Source organism: Candidatus Cyanaurora vandensis (assembly GCF_013285555.1).
Classification (GTDB): domain Bacteria; phylum Cyanobacteriota; class Cyanobacteriia; order Gloeobacterales; family Anthocerotibacteraceae; genus Cyanaurora; species Cyanaurora vandensis.
This window is the reverse complement of sequence record NZ_JAAXLT010000098.1, coordinates 1-22,924: the sequence shown is the minus strand read 5'-3', so window position 1 is coordinate 22,924 and position 22,924 is coordinate 1. Positions and strand designations below refer to the sequence as shown.

At 55.8% G+C, this 22,924-nt stretch carries 28 protein-coding genes; 13 read left to right on the top strand and 15 right to left on the bottom strand.

The genetic code is table 11. The features are described from left to right. Positions 1-5: 5 nt before the first annotated feature. Positions 6-377 (top strand): VanZ family protein, encoded by a 372-nt coding sequence (locus tag HFM78_RS06600; protein ID WP_287128636.1) that lies wholly within the window; start codon positions 6-8, stop codon positions 375-377. A gap of 449 nt (positions 378-826) precedes the next feature. Next, the gene (locus HFM78_RS06595; RefSeq protein ID WP_287128635.1) at positions 827-1,960 is read left to right on the top strand and encodes a bifunctional 2-polyprenyl-6-hydroxyphenol methylase/3-demethylubiquinol 3-O-methyltransferase UbiG; all 1,134 of its coding nucleotides are present in this window, start codon (positions 827-829) and stop codon (positions 1,958-1,960) included. Here the strand turns inward: HFM78_RS06595 and HFM78_RS06590 are convergent. Continuing rightward, on the bottom strand, positions 1,957-2,349 hold the full coding sequence (locus tag HFM78_RS06590) for a hypothetical protein (RefSeq protein ID WP_287128634.1): 393 nt from the start codon (positions 2,347-2,349) through the stop codon (positions 1,957-1,959). The genes HFM78_RS06595 and HFM78_RS06590 overlap by 4 nt on opposite strands. A 174-nt stretch (positions 2,350-2,523) precedes the next feature. Here HFM78_RS06590 and rpsO point away from each other — a divergent pair, with 174 nt between their 5' ends. Both rpsO and guaA read left to right on the top strand, forming a co-directional pair. After that, the gene (gene rpsO / locus HFM78_RS06585) at positions 2,524-2,793 is read left to right on the top strand and encodes a 30S ribosomal protein S15 (RefSeq protein ID WP_287128633.1); all 270 of its coding nucleotides are present in this window, start codon (positions 2,524-2,526) and stop codon (positions 2,791-2,793) included. 9 nt (positions 2,794-2,802) lie between these two features. Then, positions 2,803-4,386, top strand: coding sequence for a glutamine-hydrolyzing GMP synthase (gene guaA / locus HFM78_RS06580; protein WP_287128632.1), 1,584 nt, complete (start codon positions 2,803-2,805; stop codon positions 4,384-4,386). Positions 4,387-4,755: 369 nt separating this feature from the next. On the opposite strand, the gene HFM78_RS06575 is transcribed toward guaA, so the two are convergent. From HFM78_RS06575 to HFM78_RS06555, 5 genes are all read right to left on the bottom strand, one after another. After that, the gene (locus tag HFM78_RS06575) at positions 4,756-5,475 is read right to left on the bottom strand and encodes an SDR family oxidoreductase (RefSeq protein ID WP_287128631.1); all 720 of its coding nucleotides are present in this window, start codon (positions 5,473-5,475) and stop codon (positions 4,756-4,758) included. A 46-nt stretch (positions 5,476-5,521) separates the two neighbouring features. Beyond that, on the bottom strand, positions 5,522-6,016 hold the full coding sequence (gene ruvC, locus HFM78_RS06570) for a crossover junction endodeoxyribonuclease RuvC (protein ID WP_287128630.1): 495 nt from the start codon (positions 6,014-6,016) through the stop codon (positions 5,522-5,524). A gap of 42 nt (positions 6,017-6,058) precedes the next feature. After that, positions 6,059-6,790 (bottom strand): phycoerythrobilin:ferredoxin oxidoreductase, encoded by a 732-nt coding sequence (locus tag HFM78_RS06565; RefSeq protein WP_287128629.1) that lies wholly within the window; start codon positions 6,788-6,790, stop codon positions 6,059-6,061. An 8-nt stretch (positions 6,791-6,798) separates the two neighbouring features. Next, a complete protein-coding gene (locus HFM78_RS06560; protein ID WP_287128628.1) occupies positions 6,799-7,521 on the bottom strand; it encodes a 15,16-dihydrobiliverdin:ferredoxin oxidoreductase in 723 nt (240 codons plus the stop codon). Between the two features lie 91 nt (positions 7,522-7,612). Continuing rightward, positions 7,613-7,966 carry a hypothetical protein gene (locus HFM78_RS06555; RefSeq protein WP_287128627.1) on the bottom strand — a complete coding sequence of 118 codons (354 nt, stop codon included), beginning with the start codon at positions 7,964-7,966 and terminating at the stop codon, positions 7,613-7,615. Positions 7,967-8,094: 128 nt separating this feature from the next. On the opposite strand from HFM78_RS06555, the gene HFM78_RS06550 reads away from it, so the two are divergent. Then, on the top strand, positions 8,095-9,303 hold the full coding sequence (locus HFM78_RS06550; RefSeq protein ID WP_287128626.1) for a dihydroorotase: 1,209 nt from the start codon (positions 8,095-8,097) through the stop codon (positions 9,301-9,303). 147 nt (positions 9,304-9,450) lie between these two features. Here the strand turns inward: HFM78_RS06550 and HFM78_RS06545 are convergent, their stop codons facing one another. The 5 genes from HFM78_RS06545 to HFM78_RS06525 form a co-directional block, all read right to left on the bottom strand. Further along, positions 9,451-9,759, bottom strand: coding sequence for a DUF6679 family protein (locus HFM78_RS06545; RefSeq protein ID WP_287128625.1), 309 nt, complete (start codon positions 9,757-9,759; stop codon positions 9,451-9,453). A 79-nt stretch (positions 9,760-9,838) separates the two neighbouring features. Beyond that, positions 9,839-10,612, bottom strand: coding sequence for an enoyl-ACP reductase (locus tag HFM78_RS06540; protein WP_287128624.1), 774 nt, complete (start codon positions 10,610-10,612; stop codon positions 9,839-9,841). 9 nt (positions 10,613-10,621) lie between these two features. Continuing rightward, positions 10,622-10,840: a hypothetical protein gene (locus HFM78_RS06535; RefSeq protein ID WP_287128623.1), complete on the bottom strand. Its 219-nt coding sequence runs from the start codon at positions 10,838-10,840 to the stop codon at positions 10,622-10,624. Continuing rightward, on the bottom strand, positions 10,833-11,033 hold the full coding sequence (locus HFM78_RS06530) for a hypothetical protein (RefSeq protein WP_287128622.1): 201 nt from the start codon (positions 11,031-11,033) through the stop codon (positions 10,833-10,835). The genes HFM78_RS06535 and HFM78_RS06530 overlap by 8 nt, the downstream gene beginning before the upstream one ends. A gap of 24 nt (positions 11,034-11,057) precedes the next feature. Next, positions 11,058-13,805, bottom strand: coding sequence for a pitrilysin family protein (locus HFM78_RS06525; RefSeq protein ID WP_287128621.1), 2,748 nt, complete (start codon positions 13,803-13,805; stop codon positions 11,058-11,060). Between the two features lie 434 nt (positions 13,806-14,239). Between HFM78_RS06525 and HFM78_RS06520 the strand changes: the two genes are divergently transcribed. Next, positions 14,240-14,767, top strand: a complete 528-nt coding sequence (locus tag HFM78_RS06520; RefSeq protein WP_287128620.1) for a hypothetical protein — start codon at positions 14,240-14,242, stop codon at positions 14,765-14,767. Here the strand turns inward: HFM78_RS06520 and dxs are convergent. Then, positions 14,764-16,689, bottom strand: a complete 1,926-nt coding sequence (gene dxs, locus HFM78_RS06515; protein ID WP_287128619.1) for a 1-deoxy-D-xylulose-5-phosphate synthase — start codon at positions 16,687-16,689, stop codon at positions 14,764-14,766. The genes HFM78_RS06520 and dxs overlap by 4 nt on opposite strands. 186 nt (positions 16,690-16,875) lie before the next feature. Here dxs and HFM78_RS06510 point away from each other — a divergent pair, with 186 nt between their 5' ends. Next, entirely contained in the window at positions 16,876-17,244 is a 369-nt protein-coding gene (locus HFM78_RS06510; RefSeq protein WP_287128618.1) for a DUF5335 family protein, read from the top strand. Here HFM78_RS06510 and HFM78_RS06505 read toward each other — a convergent pair. Genes HFM78_RS06505 through HFM78_RS06495 form a run of 3 tightly spaced genes read right to left on the bottom strand, consistent with a single transcriptional unit; the run spans position 17,241 to position 18,283 of the window. Continuing rightward, positions 17,241-17,681: a ferredoxin gene (locus tag HFM78_RS06505; protein ID WP_287128617.1), complete on the bottom strand. Its 441-nt coding sequence runs from the start codon at positions 17,679-17,681 to the stop codon at positions 17,241-17,243. The genes HFM78_RS06510 and HFM78_RS06505 overlap by 4 nt on opposite strands. Continuing rightward, positions 17,681-18,067: a DUF1257 domain-containing protein gene (locus HFM78_RS06500; RefSeq protein ID WP_287128616.1), complete on the bottom strand. Its 387-nt coding sequence runs from the start codon at positions 18,065-18,067 to the stop codon at positions 17,681-17,683. The genes HFM78_RS06505 and HFM78_RS06500 overlap by 1 nt, the downstream gene beginning before the upstream one ends. Before the next feature lie 24 nt (positions 18,068-18,091). Further along, on the bottom strand, positions 18,092-18,283 hold the full coding sequence (locus HFM78_RS06495) for a DUF2997 domain-containing protein (protein ID WP_287128615.1): 192 nt from the start codon (positions 18,281-18,283) through the stop codon (positions 18,092-18,094). Between the two features lie 185 nt (positions 18,284-18,468). Between HFM78_RS06495 and HFM78_RS06490 the strand changes: the two genes are divergently transcribed. The 6 genes from HFM78_RS06490 (at position 18,469) to HFM78_RS06465 (ending at position 22,752) form a co-directional block, all read left to right on the top strand. Next, positions 18,469-19,494, top strand: a complete 1,026-nt coding sequence (locus HFM78_RS06490) for an AI-2E family transporter (protein WP_287128614.1) — start codon at positions 18,469-18,471, stop codon at positions 19,492-19,494. A gap of 65 nt (positions 19,495-19,559) precedes the next feature. Continuing rightward, entirely contained in the window at positions 19,560-20,018 is a 459-nt protein-coding gene (locus HFM78_RS06485; RefSeq protein ID WP_287128613.1) for a hypothetical protein, read from the top strand. Then, positions 19,954-20,715 (top strand): pseudouridine synthase, encoded by a 762-nt coding sequence (locus HFM78_RS06480; RefSeq protein ID WP_287128612.1) that lies wholly within the window; start codon positions 19,954-19,956, stop codon positions 20,713-20,715. Before HFM78_RS06485 ends, HFM78_RS06480 begins: the two co-directional genes overlap by 65 nt. Continuing rightward, a complete protein-coding gene (locus HFM78_RS06475) occupies positions 20,708-21,475 on the top strand; it encodes a RodZ domain-containing protein (RefSeq protein ID WP_287128611.1) in 768 nt (255 codons plus the stop codon). Before HFM78_RS06480 ends, HFM78_RS06475 begins: the two co-directional genes overlap by 8 nt. A 43-nt stretch (positions 21,476-21,518) precedes the next feature. Beyond that, entirely contained in the window at positions 21,519-21,872 is a 354-nt protein-coding gene (locus tag HFM78_RS06470; RefSeq protein ID WP_287128610.1) for a DUF6464 family protein, read from the top strand. Then, on the top strand, positions 21,859-22,752 hold the full coding sequence (locus HFM78_RS06465; RefSeq protein ID WP_287128609.1) for a hypothetical protein: 894 nt from the start codon (positions 21,859-21,861) through the stop codon (positions 22,750-22,752). The genes HFM78_RS06470 and HFM78_RS06465 overlap by 14 nt, the downstream gene beginning before the upstream one ends. The last annotated feature ends 172 nt before the right edge of the window (positions 22,753-22,924 follow it).

The window sequence follows — 22,924 nt, the reverse complement described above, 5'->3', positions numbered from 1 at the left end:
CACCGATGGTATTCCTGAGAAAACAGTGGGTCTGGTTGATGCTGACCCTCCTCTGGATGGGGGTTATTTTTTGGTTCTCAGACCAGCCCGGTTCAGTCAAGGAAACGGAATATATTTTCGGTGATTGGAATAGTGCAGTCCGTAAAGTAGCTCATTTCGGCGAGTTCGCCCTGCTGACTTGGCTGAGTTGGAATCTATGGCGACCCACAGCCCGTCCCTACACCCTGGCGGGACTAACAGCATTCCTCTATGCCTGCTCTGATGAGTATCACCAGTTATTCGTGGTCAACCGGGGTGGACGGGTATTGGATGTCCTGATTGATGGGCTAGGGATTGCCTTTGCCCTTTGGTTGTTGAAACGCAAGAAAGCTTCGTGAGCCATGAAAGACTGCCCTTGGGACAGACATTCCATCTTTCCTAGGCTGGATGTAGAGAATTTTAACTAATCTGAAGCCGAGTAAGGATTGAGCATTCCTGGGTGATGGTGCTTGAGTTTGGGTTTTGTGCGGGGGAGATAGTGGTTGGCACTGCTTTCAACAGCCTGTGAGGGTAGGAACCTTAGGTTCCACCCTCACGCTCCCGCCTCCGCATGGGGGCCGTGCGCGGCCCCCACGTGCAACTAAAGCTCTCCACGAGCGCGGGTAAGTAACTTATCCGGTTCAATTGCTACTTAAATAGTCCAATTGCTTATTACACCCCGTCCTCTAACCGACTCTTTACTCTTCCCTCTTCTGCCTTGGTCCCCCATTTACCCGTGCCCGTCAGGGCATGGGGCGGAGGGGCCTTTCCCATGCGCTAGGATTCCCCAAGGACTCGGAGTGTTTTCATGGATGTTACCCAGCGTGTGCAGGCTTTTTATAATACCTACCCCTATCCCCCGGAACCACTCCTTGATATGCCGCCCTTAGGCTGGAATTGGCGATGGAGTTGGCAGGTGGTCCACAGTTTGTACTACGGCTATCGTCCTGAGCAGATGGCTATTCAGATCCTGGATGCGGGCTGTGGGACGGGCTTTGGTAGTCAATACCTGGGCTATCAGAATCCCCAAGCCCAAATTCTCGCGGTGGATTTGAGTGATGTCGCCCTAGAGGTGGGGCGGGAACGCTGTCAGCGGGCAGGCGTTAGTAACGTCACTTTTGAGCAGGGGAGTCTCCTGGAGGTGTGTGCGGGTACCTACGACTTCATCAACTGTGTGGGGGTATTGCACCATCTGGCGGACCCCTCGGCGGGTCTCCGGGTCCTGCGGGAGCAGCTGACTCCCGGTGGCATGATGCATCTGTTTTTGTACAGTGCCCAGGGCCGCCGCGAGATTGCGCTGATGCAAGAAGCTTTGCGTTTGTTGGCTCCCCGTGATGTGACTGAGGGCGTGGCCTTGGGTCGTCAGCTTTTTAAGACGCTACCGGCGGATAATCCCTTGGTCCGATTTGAAAGGGAGCATTGGGCGATGGATAACAAGGAAGATAGTTCCTTTGCTGATATGTACCTCCAGGTCCAGGAGACCTGTTACACCGTTCATAGTTTGTTTGACTTAATTGAACAGGCAGGGATGACGTTTTTGGGCTTCTCTAATCCAGAGTTCTGGCAGATTGAGCGACTGTTGAGCGGAGATTTATTGGCGCGGGCGATGGCCCTACCCGAGCGTGACCGCTACCGACTGGTGGAACTCCTAGATCCCACTGCCAACCACTATGAACTCTTTGTCGCCCGCATCCCCCTGACTTCTTGGCAACCTACAGATGCAGAATTGCTTCAAACGACCCCCCACCGCTGTCCCTATATCGGCTATTGGCCCAACGAAAAAGTGATTAACTACAATTATCAACCCGTCACCCTCACCCCCCCGCAGGTCCAGTGGCTACAAGCCTGTGATGGCGTCCAGACTGTCGCTGAGTTGAATCTCCTACCGTTAAACGAAGTCCGGGCTTTGGCTAGAGACCTGTTAGTGCTATTGGCGCGTTAATTTAACTGGAATTCACACAAACGGCCCTGGTAACGGTGGTAGGCCGTTTCAGGCGATAGGTTTTGGGCAATCCGGTAAGGTGTGAAGTGACCGTGTTGGACCACCAAGCAGACTACTTCAGCCGTGGGGTCATAGTCGTGCAGCATCCCCAGGAGACTCGTCTTGACGGCCCGTCGCAACACGCTCTTAGGTGGGCCAACTACATAGGTCACCCGCAGGTCAGCGGGCACCACCTCCACCATGAGGACACCGCGTCCGTCTTGCAGGTAGGATTGCCAAGCCACTGCTGCCAATAGGTCCCAGTGAGCACGGATAAGTTGATGATGGTTATATCTAGAAGAACAGTACTCTAGCTCAGGAGCATGGGGACCAGCGGCATTGGGATTCATGGCGGCGGTTGCGGTAGTTAATTAAGCGTGGGCAATTAGCCTTGGTGTAGTAATAAAGTTTCGGTGAGCTTTTCGTGGGATTTTTAGCTAAGGTGCGCGACCTACTTAGGGAATTGTGTGACTTACACCACTAGACCTGTGCTACTTTAGATAAATGTCAATTTACCAATGACCATGCCGCTCTTACAAGCACAAAAACAAGAACTCATTGGCAGCTATCAGGTCCACACCACCGACACGGGTTCTCCTGAGGTCCAAGTCGCGCTTTTGAGTGCGCGGGTTAAACAACTCACCGAACACCTCAAGGCCCATCCCAAGGATTTTGCTTCTCGCCGGGGTCTCCTGAAAATTATTAACCAACGCAAACGACTCCTGAGTTTTGTCGCCAAGTCTGACACTCAGCGGTACCAGCAGTTGATTGAACGCCTAGGTCTGCGTCGCTAGGGAGCAGTCATGGTAACGACCCCCTTTCACGCTAACCGTCCGATGCTGGTCATTCTGGATTTTGGTTCCCAGTACTCCGAACTAATTGCCCGTCGCGTCCGCGAACTCCAGGTCTACTCTGAAGTGCTCAGTTATCGTACGCCCATCGCTGAGATTCGGGAGCGCAATCCCCAGGGGATCATTCTTTCGGGCGGACCCAACTCGGTCTACGACCGCCACGCGCCCCACTCTGACCCCGCGCTTTGGGATTTGGGGATTCCTGTATTGGGGGTGTGTTACGGGATGCAGTTGATGGCTCAGCAACTAGCGGGCGGCTTGGTTGAACCGGCCTTGAAACGCGAGTACGGGCGGGCCAGTCTGCGAGTGGACAACAGCACGGATCTATTAAAAGATGTTGCCGACGGCACAACGATGTGGATGAGCCACGGCGATGCTGTAACCCGTTTACCCAAGGGCTTCGTCAAGCTGGCCCACACCGAGAATAGTCCTTGCGCGGCGATGGCAGACCACGAACGGCATTTTTATGGCGTTCAGTTCCATCCCGAGGTCGTGCATTCCGTGGGTGGGATGGCCCTGTTGATTAATTTCGTCCGCAATATCTGTCGCTGTGAACCGACTTGGACCCCAGAATCTTTTATTGAAGAATCCATTGCCGATGTCCGTGCCCAAGTGGGGACCAAGCGTGTTTTGCTGGCCCTGTCGGGGGGGGTGGATTCCTCTACTTTGGCTTTTTTGCTCCATCGGGCGATTGGCGACCAGTTGACCTGTATGTTTATTGACCAAGGCTTTATGCGTAAAGAAGAACCAGAGCGGTTGGTTAAGTTATTCCGTGACCAATTCCACATCCCGGTCGTCCATGTGCAAGCTACCGAACGTTTCTTAGAGCGCATCAAGGATGTGAGTGACCCCGAGGAGAAACGTAAGCGCATCGGTCATGAGTTCATCCAGGTCTTTGAAGAGGAATCGAGTCGTCTGGGACCCTTTGATTACTTGGCTCAGGGGACGCTCTACCCCGATGTGATTGAGTCTTCCGGTGAGAATATTGACCCCGCCACGGGCGAGCGGGTGGCGGTCCGCATCAAGTCCCACCACAACGTGGGTGGCCTACCCAAGAACCTCCGCTTCAAGCTCGTCGAACCCCTGCGCCGTCTTTTCAAAGATGAAGTCCGCAAGGTTGGTCGGGTCCTGGGTCTGCCCGAGGAGATTGTCAACCGTCATCCCTTCCCCGGGCCGGGGCTCGCGATTCGGATTCTCGGCGCGGTGGATTATGAGAAACTCACCATCCTGCGCGATGCAGACATGATTGTGCGCCAAGAGATCAATGCCTCCGGTCTCTATCACAGTCTCTGGCAAGCTTTCGCGGTCCTCCTCCCCGTCAAGACTGTAGGCGTAATGGGTGACCAGCGGACCTATGCTTACCCGGTTATCCTGCGGCTTGTCACCTCTGAGGACGGGATGACCGCCGACTGGGCCCGGATGCCCTACGAATTGCTCGAACGCATCGCCACCCGCATCGTCAACGAAGTAACCGGGATCAACCGCGTCGCCCTCGATATCACATCCAAACCTCCCGGCACGATTGAGTGGGAATGAAATATCGGTTAGAGCTTGTGAATATTAATGATATAAATCACCTTTCTCATTTTTAACTCCCTATAATAATACTTGAGTGGGTGGAAAGTTTTTTTCAGGAATAACTAGTTTTAGTCTTTTTATCTCATCAACCATAAGATCTCTAAAAGAATTTTTTTCATTACGTTTTCTTTTCAATATAGACAGAGCTTCCATGCAGCAAATAGTAAGGAATGGCTACCTGTACAGGCGGGGGAGTAGCCGTTAATTCATCGGCTCGTGAATCTTCATTCTTAGCGGACCCCATGATAATTTAACCACACTCAGCAGAGCGTAGGCTTTGGGGAAGAAGGGTTCTTAATAGCTCTCCTCCCCAATTTGTGTGATTGGTTACAGGAATAGATGCGAATCCGGTTGGATGACAATTTCGCTGGGCACACCGGGAGCGGGGACTTGGAGGGCGAAATAGATCGCGTCGGCGGCCTGTTCGGGTTTGAGCATCTTATCGCGTTGCACCTTCATCCCGGCGTTTTCCCAGAAGGGCGTGTCGAGACCGCCGAGATAGAGCAGGGTGAACTTAATGTCAAATCGTTTACAGTCCAGAGCCATCGCTTTCGTGAAACCGACTACACCGTACTTAGAGGCGCAGTAACCACTCGCATTACCCATCGGGTGCTGACCCAGGATGCCGGGGATATTGAAAACCCGCCCACTCGCCTTGAGCTGCATCCAACGCGCTACCGCCTGTTGACAAACTAGAAAAGTCCCCTTGAGGTTAACCGCTACCATCCGGTCAAACTCAACCTCACTCAACTGCTGAATCGGTTTGAGGACGCCTAGACCCGCGCCATTAATCACCACATCCAGTTGACCTAGCTTCTGGTAAACCTGCTCAAAAAGACTCTCCACCTGGAGTCGGTCGGTGACATCGGTCGGGATACTCAACGTCTCGGGACTACCCCATTCATGACAACGGGCGGTCAAACTCTCCAGAACCGTCGTCTGTCGGGAAGCCAAGACCAACCGCGCGCCGCTGGCTGCGAGTTTTTGGGCCACGGCGGTCCCGATGCCCCCGGTGGCCCCGGTAATCAAAACTACTTTCCCGTCCACGGTTTACCTGTTCACATTTTAAGAATTGTAACGGTTATCCCCGGGCTCAGACCACCCCAGCGGGGGCGGGTAAATAGGTGAGATGCCCAGTCAGGGCCAAAGCGAGGGCATCGGCGGCATCATCGGGGCGCGGGAGGGTGCTGAGGGTGAGTTCCCGTTGGACAGCCTCCTGTACCTGTTGTTTCGTGGCCCGACCGTATCCAGTCAGAAATTGTTTGACCTGGGGGGGTGAGAACTCGATGTAGGTGGCTCCGTGTTGACCCAGACAAAGCAGGATGACGCCCCGTGCTTGGGCGATGAGGATCGTATTCGCCATGCGGTAGAAGAAAAATTTCTCTAGGACCACTAAGCCGGGTTCCCATTGCTGGAGCAGAGCGGTGATGTCTTGATGGATCAGGGCCAGCCGTTGATCCATCGCTGTGGTGGGAGGGGTAGTGATGACCCCGTAATCCTGGAGTTGGACCCGCCCCCCGCGCTCCTCCACATCAAGGACACCATAACCAATTGTGGCTAGACCGGGGTCAATACCCAAAATACGCATTACAGGGAGCCGGAGTTTGTCAACTCATAGCACAAATCCGTATCACCCAGCAGGAACTAGCAACGGTCCATGGTCGAACAGGAAGTGATGGATGTACTGCTCGGTCCATTCCTCCCCGTAGAGCCGGCGGAACATCCCACGGGCGGGGTCTTTTTCGGCGCGGTAGCTGACATAACGTTGGTGAGATTGGCGGATCGCAGCAAGGCGTTCTGAATCGGTAACGGGTCGAGCAGCGGCAATTAAATCCAGATAGTAGTCCAGATAATCTTTGAAGGCGGCGAATACCTGAGTTTCAACCAGAGCAGTCGCTTGGGGACGCGTCCAGAGGAAACAGGGCGAGAAAAAGGGCTTGGCCTCCTCCGGGAAGTCGCCGCCCCAGGGTAAATCAGCTTGATGACGGGCCAAGACGGGCTGCAAGTCGTGGTAGTACCGCTCCAGATAGTCGGGGTCCTGGAAAACGGGCTGGAGGTCTAGGGCAATCAGATGACCGCCGGGTAGGGTCACTAGGTCCACGCCAAAAAAGGGCACTTCCAGATCCAGACTCGGGAAAACCACGAAATTCAAGACCTGGAGGGAACTACCCCCCTGGACATGGGCGGCGCGGGCTTGGCGGATCTGCGGGGTTTTGAAGGCGTAGCTGGTGGTCAGGACTTCTTCTTTTCGCATCACGCCTTGTTTTTGCTCAAAACCAACGGGGATAGGGAAGGGGGTGGGGTCAAAACGTTCCTGAAAACGCGCTAAGGCATGATCCAAAAAGGGTTGGTACAAGGTCACGGTCAGCCTCAGATCGGAGCGGGGACAACAGCTAGGTCAAACAGAAAATCATAGACGAACCGCTCGGCCCATTCCTTGCCCCAGTAGGTCGTGAAGAGTCCGATGGCGGGGTCGCGTTCAGCACTGTATTGGTCATAATCGCGGTGGGCTTGTTGAATCTGGGCCGGGTCTGCCCGTCGTCCCGTGGCGCGAGCCGTCTCTAGCATCTCCAGATAGAGTGCTAGGTAATCTTGATAGGCAGCAAAAACCCTGGTTTGAATGAGTTCAGGTTCGGTGCGGGCAAAGAGGAGGTATTTAGAGAAGTAGATATTGGCATCGTAGAACCGCATCTCAAACTTCTGGGCCAAATCTCCGTAACGCTCGTAAATCGGCTGCATCGGTGCCACATACCGCGCTTGATAGTCTACATCCTGGTAGAGCGGTTGGATATCAATGACAGTCAGGAACTTCTTGTTACCGAAAGCCAAAAGGTCAAGGCCCAGCACAGGCAGGTCATAGTGATAGTGGGGATAGAGGACCCCGTTGAAGACCTGGGCTTGGTCGCCTGCATCAATGTAGGTGTAGCGGATTTTGCGGAAGTCGGGACTGCTGTAGGCCCAACTCTGGATCGTCGCTTCTTTACCCGCCCGTGCCGTGTGGTTGTAGGCCAAGCCCTCGGGGATGGGCAGAGGTTCCAGGGTAAAACGGCGGTTTAATTCCTGTTCTAGGTGTGTCAAAAAAGGTCGGTACACGGGTCCTCCCAGGGACATTCATGGTTCACGCAACCACTATCCCCAGTAATACACAAACACCACAGCCAGAGTAGTGAAGAATTTTATCGCGCTATTGGGACTGGAAGTTGGGTAGACGGGTCCGGCAACCGCGGTTGAAGAACCCACCGACGCTCCAGGCCGCGCACTCGATGGAGCGCGTGATGTTGGTTTGGGAGGCCACGGTGTAGTCACAGGAGACATAGCCGTTATCGTCGGTGTCAAATGCCTGACAACTGGCCCCACGCACGTCTTCTTTGAGGACCGTCGAGACATAATCGCGCAGTTCACCCTCGGCATAGCTCTTACCAAAGAAGAACTGTCCCACCCCCCGTCCGGCTGTCACCAAAAAAATGCCCGTGCCGAGGACCAGAACGACGATGCCCCCAAGGATTAGGGCTGGCAGATAAGATTTGGCGTTGTTCATCATACAGTCGGATCACGTTATTTCTGAGTGTAGAGGTTTCGCACGGAGACCGTCAGGTCCAAAAGGCTGAAGCTTGGCAGAGGTTAGGAATTGGGGGACAATGCTTGCGGCCCAGTCTTAGGGAAAAGATGGACTTTGGGTTGACGGGGAGCCGGGTGGTGGACCCGACACGGGGCTGGGACGGACCGGAGGAAGTCTGGGTACAGGCTGGACAACGGGTGGGGCCTCACGAGACGACGGTGACCGATGGCACGGGCTGGGTGAGTGGGCCGGGGCTGGTAGACCTCTATGCCCACAGCGGCGAACCGGGCCACGAACGCCGCGAAACCCTGGCGAGTCTGGCGGCGGCGGCCCAAGCCGGGGGCTACCAACGGCTGACCCTGTTACCTGATACCCGACCCGCCTTAGACCAAGTGAATATCCTGCGTGCCCTCCACAATACCTGGGCTTCCCCAGTCCAACTGGGTTTACTCGCGGCGATGACCCTGGGTCAGGCGGGAGAACAGACCGTCGAGGCGGGGGAGTTGGCCCCCTGGGTGGTGGGGTTTACCGATGCTCAGCCCGTGGGCAACTGGCGGCAATTACGCAACTTCCTAGAATACGTGCAACCCTTAGCCCGTCCGGTTTTTGTCTATGCCCGCGAAGGCCAGTTGACCCAGGGGGTCGCCAGGGAGGGAGCGACGGCCTTAGCTCTGGGGCTAGCCGGGGTTCCAGAGGTAGCGGAGACTTCGGGGTTACAAACTTTACTCGCGCTAGTCCGACTGACGGGTACGCCCGTCCATGTGATGCGATTAGCGACAGCGGGGGGTGTATACCTCATCCGCCAAGCTAAACAGGAGGGTCTACCCGTGACTGCCAGTGTGACCGTGAGCCACTTAATTCACACTGAGGACGAGCTCTGGTCTCTGGACCCCCACCTGCGTTTCGACCCGCCCTTGGGGAGTAATCTGGACCGAGCCGCGCTGTTGGCGGGCTTGCGTGACGGTACGGTGGATGCCATTGCCACGGACCACACCCCCTGGACCTACGCCGAAAAAACCCTTCCGTTCACCCAAACGCCAGCGGGGAGCATCATGTTGGAGTTGTCGTTGTCGTTGTTATGGTCCCGGCTGGTGGCCTTGGGCGATTTAGAAGCTCTGACCCTGTGGACCGCCTTGAGCACGGGACCACGCCGGATTCTAGGCTTAACCGATGATACGCCGGGAGCTATGGGCTGGGTCGCCTTCAATCCGGCTGAACCTTGGCAAGTCAACCACCAAAACCTCCACAGTCTCTCTCCAGCTACACCCTGGTGGGGTGAAATGCTCCAAGGCCGCGTCTGTCGGATGTGGTTCTGAAAACGCCTACACCCCCGAGGGGCAAGAGTAGGAGGCTTTTCTTTGCCTTTTTAGCCTTGACTCCCCATTTATGGGGCGGAGGGTCCTCTTAAAAAAGAACGGTCACGGAGTTAGTTAAACCACCGTGACCGCTTTTTATCTAGCTAATTATTCGCCGCGACGCTCGGGCATCCGTTCGGCTTCGGGGCAGTCTTCGGAGACTAACAGGTCCCCCATGTGCATCCGTCCCTTGGGGACAGAGGAGAGACGGCGGGTAATCGAACCAATGCTGTCTAGACGGATCATTTCTTCCCAGGCGCAAATCTCGTCTTCTTCTTCGGTTTCGTAGCGCACCGTGACTAGCTCACCCTCAATGTCCAGAACTTTGGCCCGTTCTAGCCAACGTCCCTGGTCCCGTAAATAAATCCAGACTTCCCCACCGTCTTGGGAAAACTGGTAAATCTTGCGGTGCAACATTTTTTCACCTTTAGACGTATGCACATTCTATACCGTAAGGGGAAGTATCCAAAAAGGGTACATCCGCACTATACGGTACTTACCATCCAACTATATTGTACCCACTGTCCACATAGAGGATTTCGCCCGTGACACGACGCGCACCGGGGCCGCAGAGGTACAAGGCCGCCGCGCCCACGTCCTCGGCCTCGACAGTTTCGCGGAGGGGAGCCTTGGCTGCATTGCGCTCAATCATCCCGCCGAAACCCTTAATCCCCGCCGCTGCCATGGTTTTAATCGGACCGGCACTGATGGCATTGACCCGGACTTTTTTGGCCGCGCCTAGTTCGGCGGCGAGATAGCGGACACTGCACTCTAGGGCGGCTTTGGCGACTGCCATGACGTTGTAGTGGGGAATCCAGGTCTGGCTCGCGCCATAGGTGAGGGTCAAGAGAGAACCGTACTCATTCATGATGGGCAGGGCCGAGCGGGCGATGGCAATCAAGGAATAAGTGCTGATATCCAGGGCAGTGTGGAAGTCAGCCCGCTGGGTCTGCGAAAAGGGCTCTTCAAAGGTCTGGCGCGGGGCGAAGGCAATTGAATGGATAACGATATCAAGGCTGCCGTAGACTGCCTGGGCCTGCTCAAAAACCGCTGCAATCTGCTCGTCGGATTGCACATCACAGGGGACAATCAACTTAGGAGCCAAGGGTTCCACGGTCTTGCGGACCCGGCGTTCCATGCGCTCTTCGGGGAGGTAAGTAAAACCACATTCACAGCCTTCCTTAACTAGGGCCTCGGTAATGGCCCAAGCCAGACTGTATTCATTCAGCACGCCGAGAATTAGAGCGGTTTTTCCGGTCAATTGGCCCACGGGCTCTCCTTAGTCCGTATCTATCTTACCGCCCTGTTGGACGTGCTTGAGGAGCAGCAGTTCGGCGGCGGCAAGGTTTTGACTGGCGTAGGTCCAGAACTCGACGAAAAATAAATCCCGTTTGACCCGAGCTTCCTGTTCACAGAGACGGCGCAGACTGTTGAGGATGGGCATGAACCCGTACTCGTCAATCAGTTGCGCCAAGGCCGTATCCACGGGTTTAGTCATCGGCAAGTCCGGCGAGGAGTTGTTGGCGTTCGATATCCTCCGGGTTGACTTGGTTGATGAGTTCAAACTCGTACAGGTCTCCTAACAGGTCGTCTAGCTCGGATTCCAAGAGCGGGTCGAGGGCGGGCTGGAGGGTCAACTCACTGATGCGCTGGACGACACGCTGGTAGTCTTCATCGGTCTCAATCACCATGGGGACTCGCAATTTTTCCCAATATTACCCCGCCAAGTCTCCGGCCTTGATAACGCGGGTTAAATCGGGCTTGACGTACTTTTTGAGGGCGGCATTCACTTGGTCTACGGTCAGACTGCGAATGCGGTTTTCGCGGTCGCGTAGCTCTAGGAAGGTCTGACCACGCAGACTAAAGCCAAGCGCGCGGGCGACCAAGTTGCCGTCTGAACCCAATTCCACCCGCTGTTCTTGGATCAAAGCGTCCTGGGTGCGCTTGAGTTCCTCGGCGGTGATGCCTTTATTAAGGAGCAGTTGGAGTTCTTCTTGGTAGGCTTTTTCGACTTTGGGGGCGTTCTCGTTGTTGCTGATGGCGTAGCTGGTGAGGATAGCGAAATCCACCCGCGCGCCAGCCGTAAGCCCGCTCCCCGCCCCGTAGGAAAAGCCGTCTTTTTGGCGCACCCGGTCGGTGAACCGTGATGAGAGGGAACCGCCGCCGAGGATGTAGACCCCCGCTTCTAAGGCCGTGAAGTCCGGGTCGGTCTCCTTGAGGATGAGGGGCTGGAAGGCGACGAAGACGGCGTTGGGTTTATCAGGAACCGGGATGACTTTGGACCCGGCTTGGACGGGGTTTAAGTCCTGCACGCTGGCGGGGACGAATTGGGCCGGGGTCCGGGGTTGCCAGTTGCCCACGGCTTTAGTAAGGGACTGGGTGATGACGGCGGGATCGAAGTCGCCCACCACGGCGACGGCCCCAGCAGAAGCCCCGTAATACTGCTGGTAAAAGGCTTGCAGGTCCTTGAGCTCCAGCTTTTTCGCTGCCGCCAACCGTTCATCCAAAGTACCGGGGTTGAAGATGGTCTGGGGTTGATAGGTCTGAATGCCCACCGCGTCAAAGGCCAGTCGTTGGGGTTCGGTCTTCTGGCTCTCCAAGCCGGCAATCGCTTGGGCCTTCAGTTGGGCGAACTCCTTGGCGTCAAAGCGGGGGGTTTTGAGCATGGTCCCGACCAGGGCAATCACCTCGGGGAGGTTCGCCCGGATCGTCTCAATGCTAATCGTGGTCTGGTTGGCGCGGCCTGCGGCGATGGTGACTTGGGCCTTGAGCAGATCCAGTTTGTCGCGCAGTTGTTGGCGGGTCAGGGCGGTGGTGCCCCGGTTGAGCAGGTTGGCGGTGTAACCATTCAGATATTTCTGGTTGACCAAGGTTGCCGGGGTACCGAGATAAAGGGCGATTTGGGCGGTCACGGTCTCGCCCCGGTTCTTTTTGGCGATGAGGGTGAGGTCGAGGCCGCCGGGGAGCTTACTCCGCTGTGCCCGTTGCATCAGGTTCTCAGCACTCACATCAAAGACTTCACCGCTGGCGACTTCTTTGCGGGGGACATAGCTCTCGGCAATCGTCGCCACATTCACCCCACTGGGGACCTCGACGCGCTCGGGTTTGGTGGTCGGGAAGTATTGACCCAGGGTGCGGTTAACCGGGGTGAAATAGGTCTGGGCGACCTTCTGGACTTGGGCGGGAGTCACTTTTTCGACACGCTCCCGGTTGACAAAGAAGAGCCGCCAATCCCCCATCGCCGCCCATTCGCTCAGTTGTAGGGCCAGACCCTGGCTATCGCTCAACAGGTCGTTGTCAGCCTTGTCGAAGTAAACCTGGGCGCGTTTGACCTCCTCGGTAGTGACACCCTTGGCGATTACGTCCTGGATGACTTGGTCCACGGCGGTCTGGGCTTCAGCGAGGGACTTATCCTTGGGAACTTCCGCCGAAATATAGTAAGCTCCGGGGTCATGGAGTAGGTAGGCACTGCCGCCGACACGGGTAGCTTTTTGCGTCTCGACTAAAGCTTTGTAAAGACGGCCCGAGGGCGCATTGGTGAGGATGTGGTCTAGGACTTGAATCGTCGCGGTGTCGGGGTGAGCCGCTTGGGGGGTGTGGTACAACGCGCCGAGGGCCTGGATCTGACCGACCCGACGGAGCGTGACCAGCCGTTGTCCGTCCTGGGCGGGTTCCTGGGTATAGAGCGCGTCGAGGGTGCGCGTGGGTTTGGGCAGGGGGCCGAAGTATTGCTGAATCAGTTGCTTGGTCTGAGCTTCATCGAACTGACCCGCCACCACCAAGACCGCGTTATCAGGCTGGTAATACTTCTTATAAAAAGCCTGTAAACGGTTAATCGGCACATTCTCGATATCACTTCTGGCCCCAATTGTGGAGCGTCCATAGCTATGCCAGAGGTAGGCGGTGGAGAAGACCCGCTCCTCCAAAATGCTCTGGGGATTGTTCTCCCCGGCCTCAAATTCGTTACGGACCACGGTCATCTCGGAATCCAGATCCGCTTTACGCACAAAACTATTCACCATCCGGTCAGCTTCGAGCTTGAGGGCGAATTCGAGGTTAGCAGGCGTCGCCGCCATGGTTTCAAAGTAGTTAGTGCGGTCATACCAAGTCGAGGCATTGAAATCCGCGCCGCGCTCCTGAAAAGCCTGCGGGACATTGCTAAAAGTAGGCGTACCCTTAAAAAGCAAATGTTCGAGTAGGTGGGCCATCCCCGTCTCGCCATAACCCTCATGGCGCGAACCGACGAGATAGGTAAGGTTGACCGTTACCGTCGGCTTAGAACTATCCGGGAACAGCAATACTTTGAGGCCATTCTCCAACGTATATTCCGTGATGCCCTCAACGGTGCGGACTTTCTCAAGGGGTTTAACGCTGGCAATCAGGGGCTGTGCCTGTAAAGGGAGGTAAATGCCGCTGGTTAGACCCAAACTCAGGGCTAACAAGTAGGAGAAGGAACGCTGCATGATGATTCCTAGCTAGAGTAAAAACGCTGCCTTTCAACTTAACCGATGGAAGCCCCTCCGTCCCATACCCTACCGGGCACAGGTGTGGTGGGGGACCAAGGTAGAAGAGGGAAGAAAGCGTAAGCGTCGGCTAGAGGGCGGGGTGCAATTGAGAGTTGAACTAAATGTAAGTCACTCACCCGCTCTCGTGCAGAGCTTTAGCTGCACGTGGGGGCCGTGCGCGGCCCCCGCGGGTCGGCGGGAGCGTGAGGGCGGAACCTAAGGTTCCTGTCCTCACAGGCTGTTGGGGATGTTGGGTATTGTAGAATGCCTGCAAGCCTTGCGGAAATCTTGCCGGTCTCGTAGAACTTTCCGTGACCTCCAAAGTAGGGAGGTATCTGAACCTTTACAATTAGCTTTAATTGCACGCGTCAGGTGTAAAAGAGGGACGGAGCATGGTGATTTCAGAGGATGACCAAGATTTTTGGCGACGACTCTTAGCCGCAGACCAAGTTTATTCAACGATCGAAACTGATGAGGACACGCCCAGCCACCGCCAACTCCTCGCTCGCATTGAATTCAACTCGGTCCTCAAACACCTGTTGGCAAAACCCGCCGCTTTAATCGAACTCATCCGCATCGCTCTCCAGGACCCCACGACCCGTAGTGAAGCTCTCAAGGTCTGTGCTGTCCTGTCTTGGGAAGAACAACAACAACTCATCGGAGAATTGCTCTGGTTGAGCAGTTGGAGCCATGAGAGTACGGCAGAATGCCAAAATCTCGTCCAAGCCCTCCCGCGCCCCTGGGTCCTAGGCCAAGTGGAAGACTACGCCGAGTACTTGCTTGAGGAGAATTGCCCCGAAGTCTACGGCGGACTCCTGAAGCTCAGTTTTCGACTGGACACGACCTTGACCTTAAGGCTAGTCCACCGGGCCTTCCAGACCTTTGGTCAAGATTTCGGTAAGCAATTGCAAGCTAGCTAGCGGTCAACCACAGGAATTAAGACAGGGGCTAGTTCCATCGCAGCAAGGATACGTTGGGCGATCATTGCGCTGGTGAGACCCAGTTCAGCCAGTAATTCCGGGCGTTTGGCGTGGTGAACGAAGTGATCGGGGATGCCGAAGCGATAGACCGGGACGCGGACCCCATGGTCGTTGAGAGCCTCCAGGACCGCCGAGCCAAAACCGCCACTTAGACAACCTTCTTCCACCGTGATGACCCCGAGCCGACTGGTCCGAGCTAAGGGCAAGATGAGTTCCAAATCCAGAGGTTTGACGAAACGCGCATTCACAACCGTGCAACTGAGGCCGTGTTCGTGGAGCATCTGGGCGGCTTGAAGACTGGGCTGGACCATGGAGCCAATCGCCAGAATGAGCCAATCCCCGCCTCGGCGCAACACTTCGGCTTGACCCACCGGGACTGCTTCAATCCCCTCTGCCAACAGGGGCACCCCCAAACCCGAACCCCGTGGATAACGTACTGCAATCGGACCGGGGTGGTCTATACCCGTCACAATCATCCGCTGTAACTCGGCCTCGTCTTTAGGAGCCATCACGACTAGGTTGGGAATCAGCCGCAAGTAAGCATAGTCAAAGACCCCGTGGTGGGTCGGTCCATCCTCGCCCACCACCCCAGCGCGGTCCAGACAAAAGAAGACCGGCAAGTTCTGGATACAGACATCATGGATCACTTGGTCAAAGGCCCTTTGCAGGAAGGTGGAATAGATCGCCGCCACCGGACGCATTCCCGCCAACGCCATCCCCGCCGCCATCGTCACGGCGTGTTGTTCGGCAATCCCCACATCCACAAACCGCTCCGGGAACCGCGCCTGGAATTTATCCAAGCCCGTCCCGGTGGACATTGCAGCAGTAATCCCGACAATCTTGGGATTGTGTTCAGCCAAGTGAATCAAGGTCTGGGCAAAGACATCCTGGTACTTGGGCGGGGTTGGCTTGGTGGCGGGATAAATTTTGCCAGTACTTAAATCGAAACTAGGCGGAGCATGGTAGAAGACTTGGTTCTGTTCCGCTGCCGTGAAACCCTTGCCCTTGGTCGTGACCACATGGAGGAAGACAGGACCTTTGAGGGAATGGGCCAAGTGCAGGTACTTCAACAGGTCCTCGAAGTCATGACCCGAAACCGGACCCAAGTAGGTAAAGCCCAGCTCCTCAAAAACCACGCCCGCCTTGGAGCGAGCCACAGTCAAATATTTCACTGAGTCCTTAATCCGCTCGAACTCCGGGGCCACCGCCTCGCCGACTAAGGGCAGGTTACGGATCTGGTTTTCTAGATTCTCGGTGATGAAGCGCATCGGTGGCGATAGACGCAATTGGTTCAGGTGTTGATTGAGGCCGCCCACATTCTCCGAGATTGACATCTCATTGTCATTGAGGACGACTAATAAATTGGTGTTGGGTAAATGTCCACTGTGGTTGAGGGCTTCGAGGGCCATCCCCCCGGTTAAGGCCCCATCCCCAATAATCGCCACAACCTTGTGGTCATCTCCTTGGTAATCGCGAGCTAGGGCCATCCCTAAAGCTGCTGAAATGCTAGTGGAGGCATGACCCGCCCCCCAGTGGTCAAAGCGGCTCTCCGTCAACTTGAGGTAGCCAGCAATGCCAGCACGTTGGCGCAGGGTATGGAAGTTCTCATAGCGGCCCGTGAGCATCTTGTGGGCGTAGGCTTGGTGGCCCACATCCCAGAGCACTTTGTCGCGGTCTAAGTCCAAAGTTTTGTAAAGGGCAAGGGTCAATTCCACTACCCCGAGACCGGGACCTAAATGCCCATTCCCCGTTGCTGCCACGGTTTTGAGATGCTTCTCCCGCAATTGGCGAGCTAGGTCTTTGAGTTGGGCGATAGACAAATTCCGCAGTTGGTTGGGGTGCGTCAGGTCGCTTAATTGCATGGATGCCCACTGAAGTAGCCACCATCCACTCTGACACTCCCCTTGCTGAATGGCAAGAGACCCTCAACCAAGCTTATTACTCATGACCAATTGCTATAGCCCACCTAGATAAACAAGATCTCCCCTATGACAGGCCACGTTCCGCCCCACCGTGGGGGATAACCAGACAGTAGCTAGAGCCAAACCATGAACACCCAAGAACGCGCCGCCCGGACCACCGTAGAGTCAACCCAGTGGGCTGATTTCCTCTATGCCTTCACCAACCGCAATGAGACCCGCGCCACCACCCTAGAGATTTACGACGACCAGGGCGATCAAGAACAACAGCGGGGCCTGCCCTTAGTCGGGGTGGACCTTGACACCCACAGCACCCACGGCCCCAGCCTGACCATCATGCTCGGTGAGGACAGCACCGAGGGCGACCAAGACCGCCACCTCACCCACACCATCACCGGAGTCCAGGCCTTACTCTTCCAGCGCAACATTGATGACCAAGACCAAGCCCTCCACATCGAGAGCAAAGACGGCACAACGACCGTGCTGACCTTTATCTAACGTCCCCGGCGTTGCTGTTGTTTAGCCCGCATCCGTTCCATGGTGGCGGGCTTAAGCATGCGTTGTTTCTGGGGCATCGGTGGCATCCCCGGCGGACTGAGGACCTGAAACTCCCGCTCCTGCTCCAGTTCCGGGATCTCATTAAAATCTACCCAGTGAATACAATCCACTGGACAACAATCTATTGCTTCCCTAATCAGTTCCGCGCCGTCCCCTTGCTGGTTAATGACCCGCGACCGCCCATAATCCGGCTCTAAATAAAAAGTCTCACGGGCAATCCAAGCACACAACCCGCAACCAATACAGGTGACTTCATCTACATAGACACCCTTTTGCCGTAAAGCCCCGCCGAGTTCCGGTTCCAGCCCCGAACGTTCACCCTCCGGGCGCAAATCCCCGCCGAGTTCTGGCTCCAGCCCCGAACGGAGCGTGGACATCAGTTACCCCAGCGTTGCAAAACCAAACGCACCGCGCCATCGGCATTGACTTCTTCCGTGGCGACTTGGAAGCCCTTCTTTTCACATTCATTAACTACGGTGTTGTAGGCGTAGCGTTGTTGGACTTTCGCCAAGAAGCGTTCGACCGTCCAGGGTTGCTGCCAATATTGCAGGTCTGTGACCAACTCGTAGAACCGTCCATTCCAAGCAAACCCGACATCGTGTTGGTTCGCTTGCCGGAGCACCACTTGGGCGGTGCGGGTCTGGCCCTGGTAGCCCCGGACGGTGACATCCCCAGTCTCATGGGTGAGGTCGAGGTCGGCGAGGGCCTGCGTTAGGTGGTCGAGGTCACGGAGTTGGGTCTTGAGTTGGGTGAAGTGGGACACGGTATGCTCCTCGGCGAGATGGGTTTAAGACCAGCCCTGGACGGTTTGCTGGATCTGAGTTGACTGGAATTGCTCTTGAGTGGGTCCGGTAGCCTGGACAGAACCCAGTTTCTCTTCGACAGCCTGGGTCAAAGCTTTACAGTCAGATCCACATACACCCGTCACGCGCTCTTCAACGCGCCCGTCGGGGTAGAGAATGAACTCAATTTGCGTCATCGGTACGGCTGGGGACAATGTACTTCTCATCGTAAAGAGCCAAATAGTGAGTAACAATCCCCACCGAGGCAGAACTCTCACCGACAGTTTGCCCCAAAACTCTAGTAGCGTCAAGGCAAATCCCTAGGAGGATGTGGGGATGCTCCTGCTCAGGCGACTATTCTAAAAGTGGCACGGGCAAGGCAATGGGGACATCGTTACAGCAAATTCTGGTGACTTCGCTTCTGGTGTTCCTGAGCGGTTGGGCACTCCTAACAACCTTGACTTACTTCGGGCAGTTCATTGTCATCTTTGTGTTAGCGGGGATTGTCGCTTTTTTGCTCGATTACCCGGTCACCGTGCTCCAGAAATGGTTGCCTAGGGGCGGGGCGGGGCTAGTGGTCTATGCCTTGGTTGCACTGGCATTAGTCGGGTTTGGCTTGACCATCGGCCCGGTCATCTTTGAGCAGGTCCAGTTACTGGCTGAACGGCTACCGGGGATCATCCAGTCCAGTCAACAGCAGATGCAGGGATTTAACCAGTGGCTAGACCGCCGGGGGATTAGGCTTAATCTAGACCAACTGCAAACCGAACTCCTCGCCCAGATTACCCAACGGGCGCAGGGGGTCGCTGAAGGTGCGCTTGGCTTTACTCTGAGTACCCTGACCATTGTGGTAGACGGGATTTTGGTGGCGGTGATTGCTTTTTACATGTTGTTCGATGGCAAACGGGTCTGGCGGACGTTGATGCGACTTTTCCCGGCGAACTTGCGCGACCCCCTCACCGTCGCTTTGAGTTTTAATTTGCGTGTATTTTTTGCGGGTCAACTGTTGCTAGGTACCTTTATGGCGGTGGTCTTGACCCCAATTTTTTGGTTACTCGGTTCGCCGTTTCCTGTGTTATCGGGCTTACTGATTGGGTTATTAGAACTCATCCCTTTTATTGGGGCAACGATTGGGATCGCGGCGGTCGTCTTTTTGGCAGCCCTACAGGACCCGTTGCTCGCGCTCTATATGCTGATTGCCTCGGTCATTGTCCAGCAAATTAAAGATAACGTGATTACGCCCAGGGTCCTGGGTAATTTCACGGGACTCAGCCCCATTTTGATCTTTGGTTCCCTCCTCTTGGGTGCGAAAGTCGGCGGGTTGTTGGGCGTAATCCTCGCGATCCCGTTGACGGGCGTGGTCAAGAGCATCCTGGATGTACTTTTTCCCGAAGAAGCCGCCCATTAAATCGGTAATTAACCACAACAATCCTAAGCAGTTTGCTAGACTCAGCGTGCATGAACCCAAAAGCCATGGATTTAGAAGAAGCGTTGGTTAGAGTCTGCGAAGACCAGCGTTACCAGGCCAAGTCGCCCCTCGAAGCTATCAAGGCGCTCAATGAGGAAGTGACCGAAGTGCTGATTGCTTGGTTACGGGGCAATCAAACTCGTTCCCGTGAAGAGATCACCGAGGCCCTGCCGCGTTTATTGGTTGCCATGCGGCTGTTGGGTCTGGACCCAGCCGCCATCCTGCGCCAAAAAGCCCAACAGGTCCAGCAACGCCAACGGGTCATGTGTGTCATCGGCAACCGCGTCGAGGTCCGAGTAGGCGAGGAGTTACGGGGTAGCTGGACGATCTGGTCTGAAGAGGACCTGCGCGAAGTCCACCGGCTCGCTGAAGAATTTGACTGTCAATTGGTCCACCTTGATGAAGAACCCAACGGCGAGAGTTTTTATGGGTACGGCAATCCGCCTCCAAAAGTATCTCGCTAGCCGGGGAGTCTGTTCCCGTCGTCGCGCCGAAGACCTGATCCAAGCCGGTCAAGTCCAGGTGAACGGGGCAACGATTACCCAACTAGGCACGACCGTAGACCCGGACCAAGATGAAGTCCATGTGGCTGGACAGCCCTTACCTATACTTCAGTTGCGTTACTATCTTTTACACAAACCCGTGGGGGTCATCTCCACCTGCCAAGACCCTTGGGGGCGGCCCACGGTCTTGGGCCTGGTCCCCGCCAAAGTACATCCGGTGGGTCGTTTGGACCAAGATAGTAGTGGGGCCTTGATTTTGACCAATGACGGGGCCTTGACCCAAAAGCTCACCCACCCCAGCCATGAATGTTGGAAGGTTTATCAAGTCTGGGTCCAGGGCCGCCCCACCGCTTCCGTCCTCAGCCAATGGCGCAACGGAGTCCGGCTAGAGGACAAACTGACCCTCCCCGCCCACGTCCAAGTCCTCAGTACCCGACCGGGCCAGACCCGCTTGGAGATCCACCTGCGTGAAGGGCGTAACCGACAAATTCGCCGGATCGCTCAGCAGTTGGGATATCCTGTAGAATCATTGACGAGAACCGCCATTGGTCCGGTCCAACTTGGTGCTCTCGCCCCCGGAGCCTACCGCCTACTCACTCGTGCTGAAGTTCAGCAGTTAGATGGTGCCCCTATCCCCGTCCGCCGTGCCCATGAGTAGTAAACCCAACCCGGAACAACTCGCAGCGATTGGTCTGCTCTTCGTGCAGGCACGCACCCGCCAGAACCTGGCCCTAGAGGATCTGAGTGAACAACTCCGCATCCCCGGTCACTACTTAATTGCCATTGAACAAGCCCAAGTCGAGAAACTGCCCGAACCCGTCTATGTGCGTGGCTTTGTCCGTAAGTATGCCCAAGCACTCAACTTGGGGGAGGACCCCCAGGTGGTCCAGTTCCTCCATCAAAAAACTGACATCACGTTGCCGCTAAGAAATCAAGCTCAATCTTTGCCGGCCAAAGGCAAGCCATCCCTCTTACTCCAGTGGGGCGGTTACGGTTTAGCCGTAGTCGTAGTCGTAGTCGGCCTGAGTGCTGCCCTCAATACCTACTGGCCCCAGCTTCTCCCCTTTCCGCCCAACCCGCCCCTCGCCCAGCAACCTACCGAACCTGTCGAAGTCCCCAGCCCGCCCATCGTCAAAGCTCCTCTCGCCAATCCAACACCGGCCCCGCCGCAATCCGCCGACGGCCCGCTCAACCTTGCGATGAACGTGACCGCTAATTCCTGGTCGCGGGTGGTTGTCGATGGCAAGACCCAGTTCGAGGGAACTCTCACTAAGGGTGATACCCGTAAATGGCAGGCCCAGAAAAGTTTAAAGGTCCGCTTAGGGAATGCTGGGGGAGTCATCCTCACCTATAACGATAAAGTTCTCGGACCCGCCGGCAAGTCCGGCGAAGCCCTCACCCGGACCTTTGAACGCTAAAACCCCTCTATCCCCTGGGCTACAATACCTAAAAAAAGGAACCATGACGCTACCCGTTCATCTCTACCGGAGTGATACCCGCGAGTGGGTAGGGCAGGTGCCCGACGAGATTGGCGCAACGCCCTACGTGGAATGGGACGGGCATCTGTGGGCAGTCCTGGAGCGTAGTCACGCCTACAACCTCAAGAGTGGTAAATATCACCTCCAGCGGGTTGCCCTTTTCGTGCGCCCAGTCGCGGTAGACCTGAGGGACCGTCACCAAGTCGGGGACCATTGGACCATCGGCGACCCCACCTGTCGCTACAACGCCCACTCTGAACTGTTGCGCTGTGTACCTCATCCTCATGGACCCTGTGTCGGCTGTCAGTCCTATGCGAGGGATCATGAAGTTTCCTGAGGTCAGCCTAGCGGTGGGTGATGGCTTAGAGGAAGGCTATCGTTACGTCCTCGAACGCTTTGAGCAGCAAGGCTTCAACCCCCAGACTTTAGAGGAAATTACGGTCCAGTTGCCTTGCCGCGAACAGGTCCGGCTTTTCACCCTCAATGGCTCCAACTGCCTCTATCTATTTACGGTGGTGACGGACCCCTGGCAAGAAGCTCTAGTTGTAGATGTCCTCAATAGTCTCTTGAGCCTGCGTCAGGCGACCCAAGGACCCCGCTTGGTTTTTCAATTTTTTACTGCCCATCCTTTACCCCCGGCCCTAGCCTATATTTTTGAGGACAGTTTCCGGGGGGCCTTAGAATGTGACGCGCTGCTGGAGATCCGATTTGACTTTGAAGAAACTGTAGACCTGGACCGCCCGACCTATTTAGCCCGTCAGTGCCAACGTTGGATTCAGGATCACTTTCACCGCACCCTGTACCCGACCCAACTCGAAACCTTGAATTGGATCAATCAATTGGTCCTCGAACAACTCCGGGCTCCCTATCTGCCGGACCAGCTACTAAGTGAACACACCTATGAGCCCATCAACTCTCTTTTTGCCCTGGGTTGTTTCGTTGGTGAAGTCCTCATCAGTCACCCCCAACTCTACGGACGCTGGGTCCATAGTGAACAGGTGGGAGGATTGGCCCTCCAAGTCTGTCCACGCCTCAATCCTCCCCGCAACCGTTGGTTTAGTTGGCGCGAGCGGCCCGCCCCCGCCCCCGCTCCGACTTGGGCGGAAGGCTTGGTCCTCAATCCGATTGGCAAAGTTGTCAAACTCTTCCAGGAGGGGGCGCAAGAAGATTTGCCGCTCTTTGCTGAGGTGGTCTTGAGCCGACTGGAAGTAGGCTAAGCGGGTTGGGTAGTTCCACGGTCGAAGGTGAAGAAGACACAACTTAGGATAGGGGCAAGACCGGGGAGGACCATGTTTACCATAGAGCAAGTGAAAGCAGAATTTATTTTAGCGCAGGGCCTAGTCGGTACTAAAGAGCTAGAACTCGCCCTCCGTGTACAACGGATTAATT

Excerpts from the sequence above, each read along its gene's own strand:
- HFM78_RS06490 (WP_287128614.1), top strand. The coding sequence starts at position 18,469 with ATGGGGACATCGTTACAGCAAATTCTGGTGACTTCGCTTCTGGTGTTC.
- HFM78_RS06475 (WP_287128611.1), top strand. The coding sequence starts at position 20,708 with ATGAGTAGTAAACCCAACCCGGAACAACTCGCAGCGATTGGTCTGCTC.
- HFM78_RS06535 (WP_287128623.1), bottom strand. The coding sequence starts at position 10,840 with ATGACTAAACCCGTGGATACGGCCTTGGCGCAACTGATTGACGAGTAC.
- HFM78_RS06600 (WP_287128636.1), top strand. The coding sequence starts at position 6 with ATGGTATTCCTGAGAAAACAGTGGGTCTGGTTGATGCTGACCCTCCTC.
- HFM78_RS06485 (WP_287128613.1), top strand. The coding sequence starts at position 19,560 with ATGGATTTAGAAGAAGCGTTGGTTAGAGTCTGCGAAGACCAGCGTTAC.
- HFM78_RS06520 (WP_287128620.1), top strand. The coding sequence starts at position 14,240 with ATGGTGATTTCAGAGGATGACCAAGATTTTTGGCGACGACTCTTAGCC.
- HFM78_RS06505 (WP_287128617.1), bottom strand. The coding sequence starts at position 17,681 with ATGTCCACGCTCCGTTCGGGGCTGGAGCCAGAACTCGGCGGGGATTTG.
- HFM78_RS06465 (WP_287128609.1), top strand. The coding sequence starts at position 21,859 with ATGAAGTTTCCTGAGGTCAGCCTAGCGGTGGGTGATGGCTTAGAGGAA.
- HFM78_RS06550 (WP_287128626.1), top strand. The coding sequence starts at position 8,095 with ATGGACTTTGGGTTGACGGGGAGCCGGGTGGTGGACCCGACACGGGGC.
- guaA (WP_287128632.1), top strand. The coding sequence starts at position 2,803 with ATGGTAACGACCCCCTTTCACGCTAACCGTCCGATGCTGGTCATTCTG.
- dxs (WP_287128619.1), bottom strand. The coding sequence starts at position 16,689 with ATGCAATTAAGCGACCTGACGCACCCCAACCAACTGCGGAATTTGTCT.
- HFM78_RS06555 (WP_287128627.1), bottom strand. The coding sequence starts at position 7,966 with ATGAACAACGCCAAATCTTATCTGCCAGCCCTAATCCTTGGGGGCATC.
- HFM78_RS06510 (WP_287128618.1), top strand. The coding sequence starts at position 16,876 with ATGAACACCCAAGAACGCGCCGCCCGGACCACCGTAGAGTCAACCCAG.
- HFM78_RS06530 (WP_287128622.1), bottom strand. The coding sequence starts at position 11,033 with ATGGTGATTGAGACCGATGAAGACTACCAGCGTGTCGTCCAGCGCATC.
- HFM78_RS06545 (WP_287128625.1), bottom strand. The coding sequence starts at position 9,759 with ATGTTGCACCGCAAGATTTACCAGTTTTCCCAAGACGGTGGGGAAGTC.
- rpsO (WP_287128633.1), top strand. The coding sequence starts at position 2,524 with ATGCCGCTCTTACAAGCACAAAAACAAGAACTCATTGGCAGCTATCAG.
- HFM78_RS06470 (WP_287128610.1), top strand. The coding sequence starts at position 21,519 with ATGACGCTACCCGTTCATCTCTACCGGAGTGATACCCGCGAGTGGGTA.
- HFM78_RS06525 (WP_287128621.1), bottom strand. The coding sequence starts at position 13,805 with ATGCAGCGTTCCTTCTCCTACTTGTTAGCCCTGAGTTTGGGTCTAACC.
- HFM78_RS06595 (WP_287128635.1), top strand. The coding sequence starts at position 827 with ATGGATGTTACCCAGCGTGTGCAGGCTTTTTATAATACCTACCCCTAT.
- HFM78_RS06480 (WP_287128612.1), top strand. The coding sequence starts at position 19,954 with ATGAAGAACCCAACGGCGAGAGTTTTTATGGGTACGGCAATCCGCCTC.
- ruvC (WP_287128630.1), bottom strand. The coding sequence starts at position 6,016 with ATGCGTATTTTGGGTATTGACCCCGGTCTAGCCACAATTGGTTATGGT.
- HFM78_RS06495 (WP_287128615.1), bottom strand. The coding sequence starts at position 18,283 with ATGACGCAAATTGAGTTCATTCTCTACCCCGACGGGCGCGTTGAAGAG.
- HFM78_RS06590 (WP_287128634.1), bottom strand. The coding sequence starts at position 2,349 with ATGAATCCCAATGCCGCTGGTCCCCATGCTCCTGAGCTAGAGTACTGT.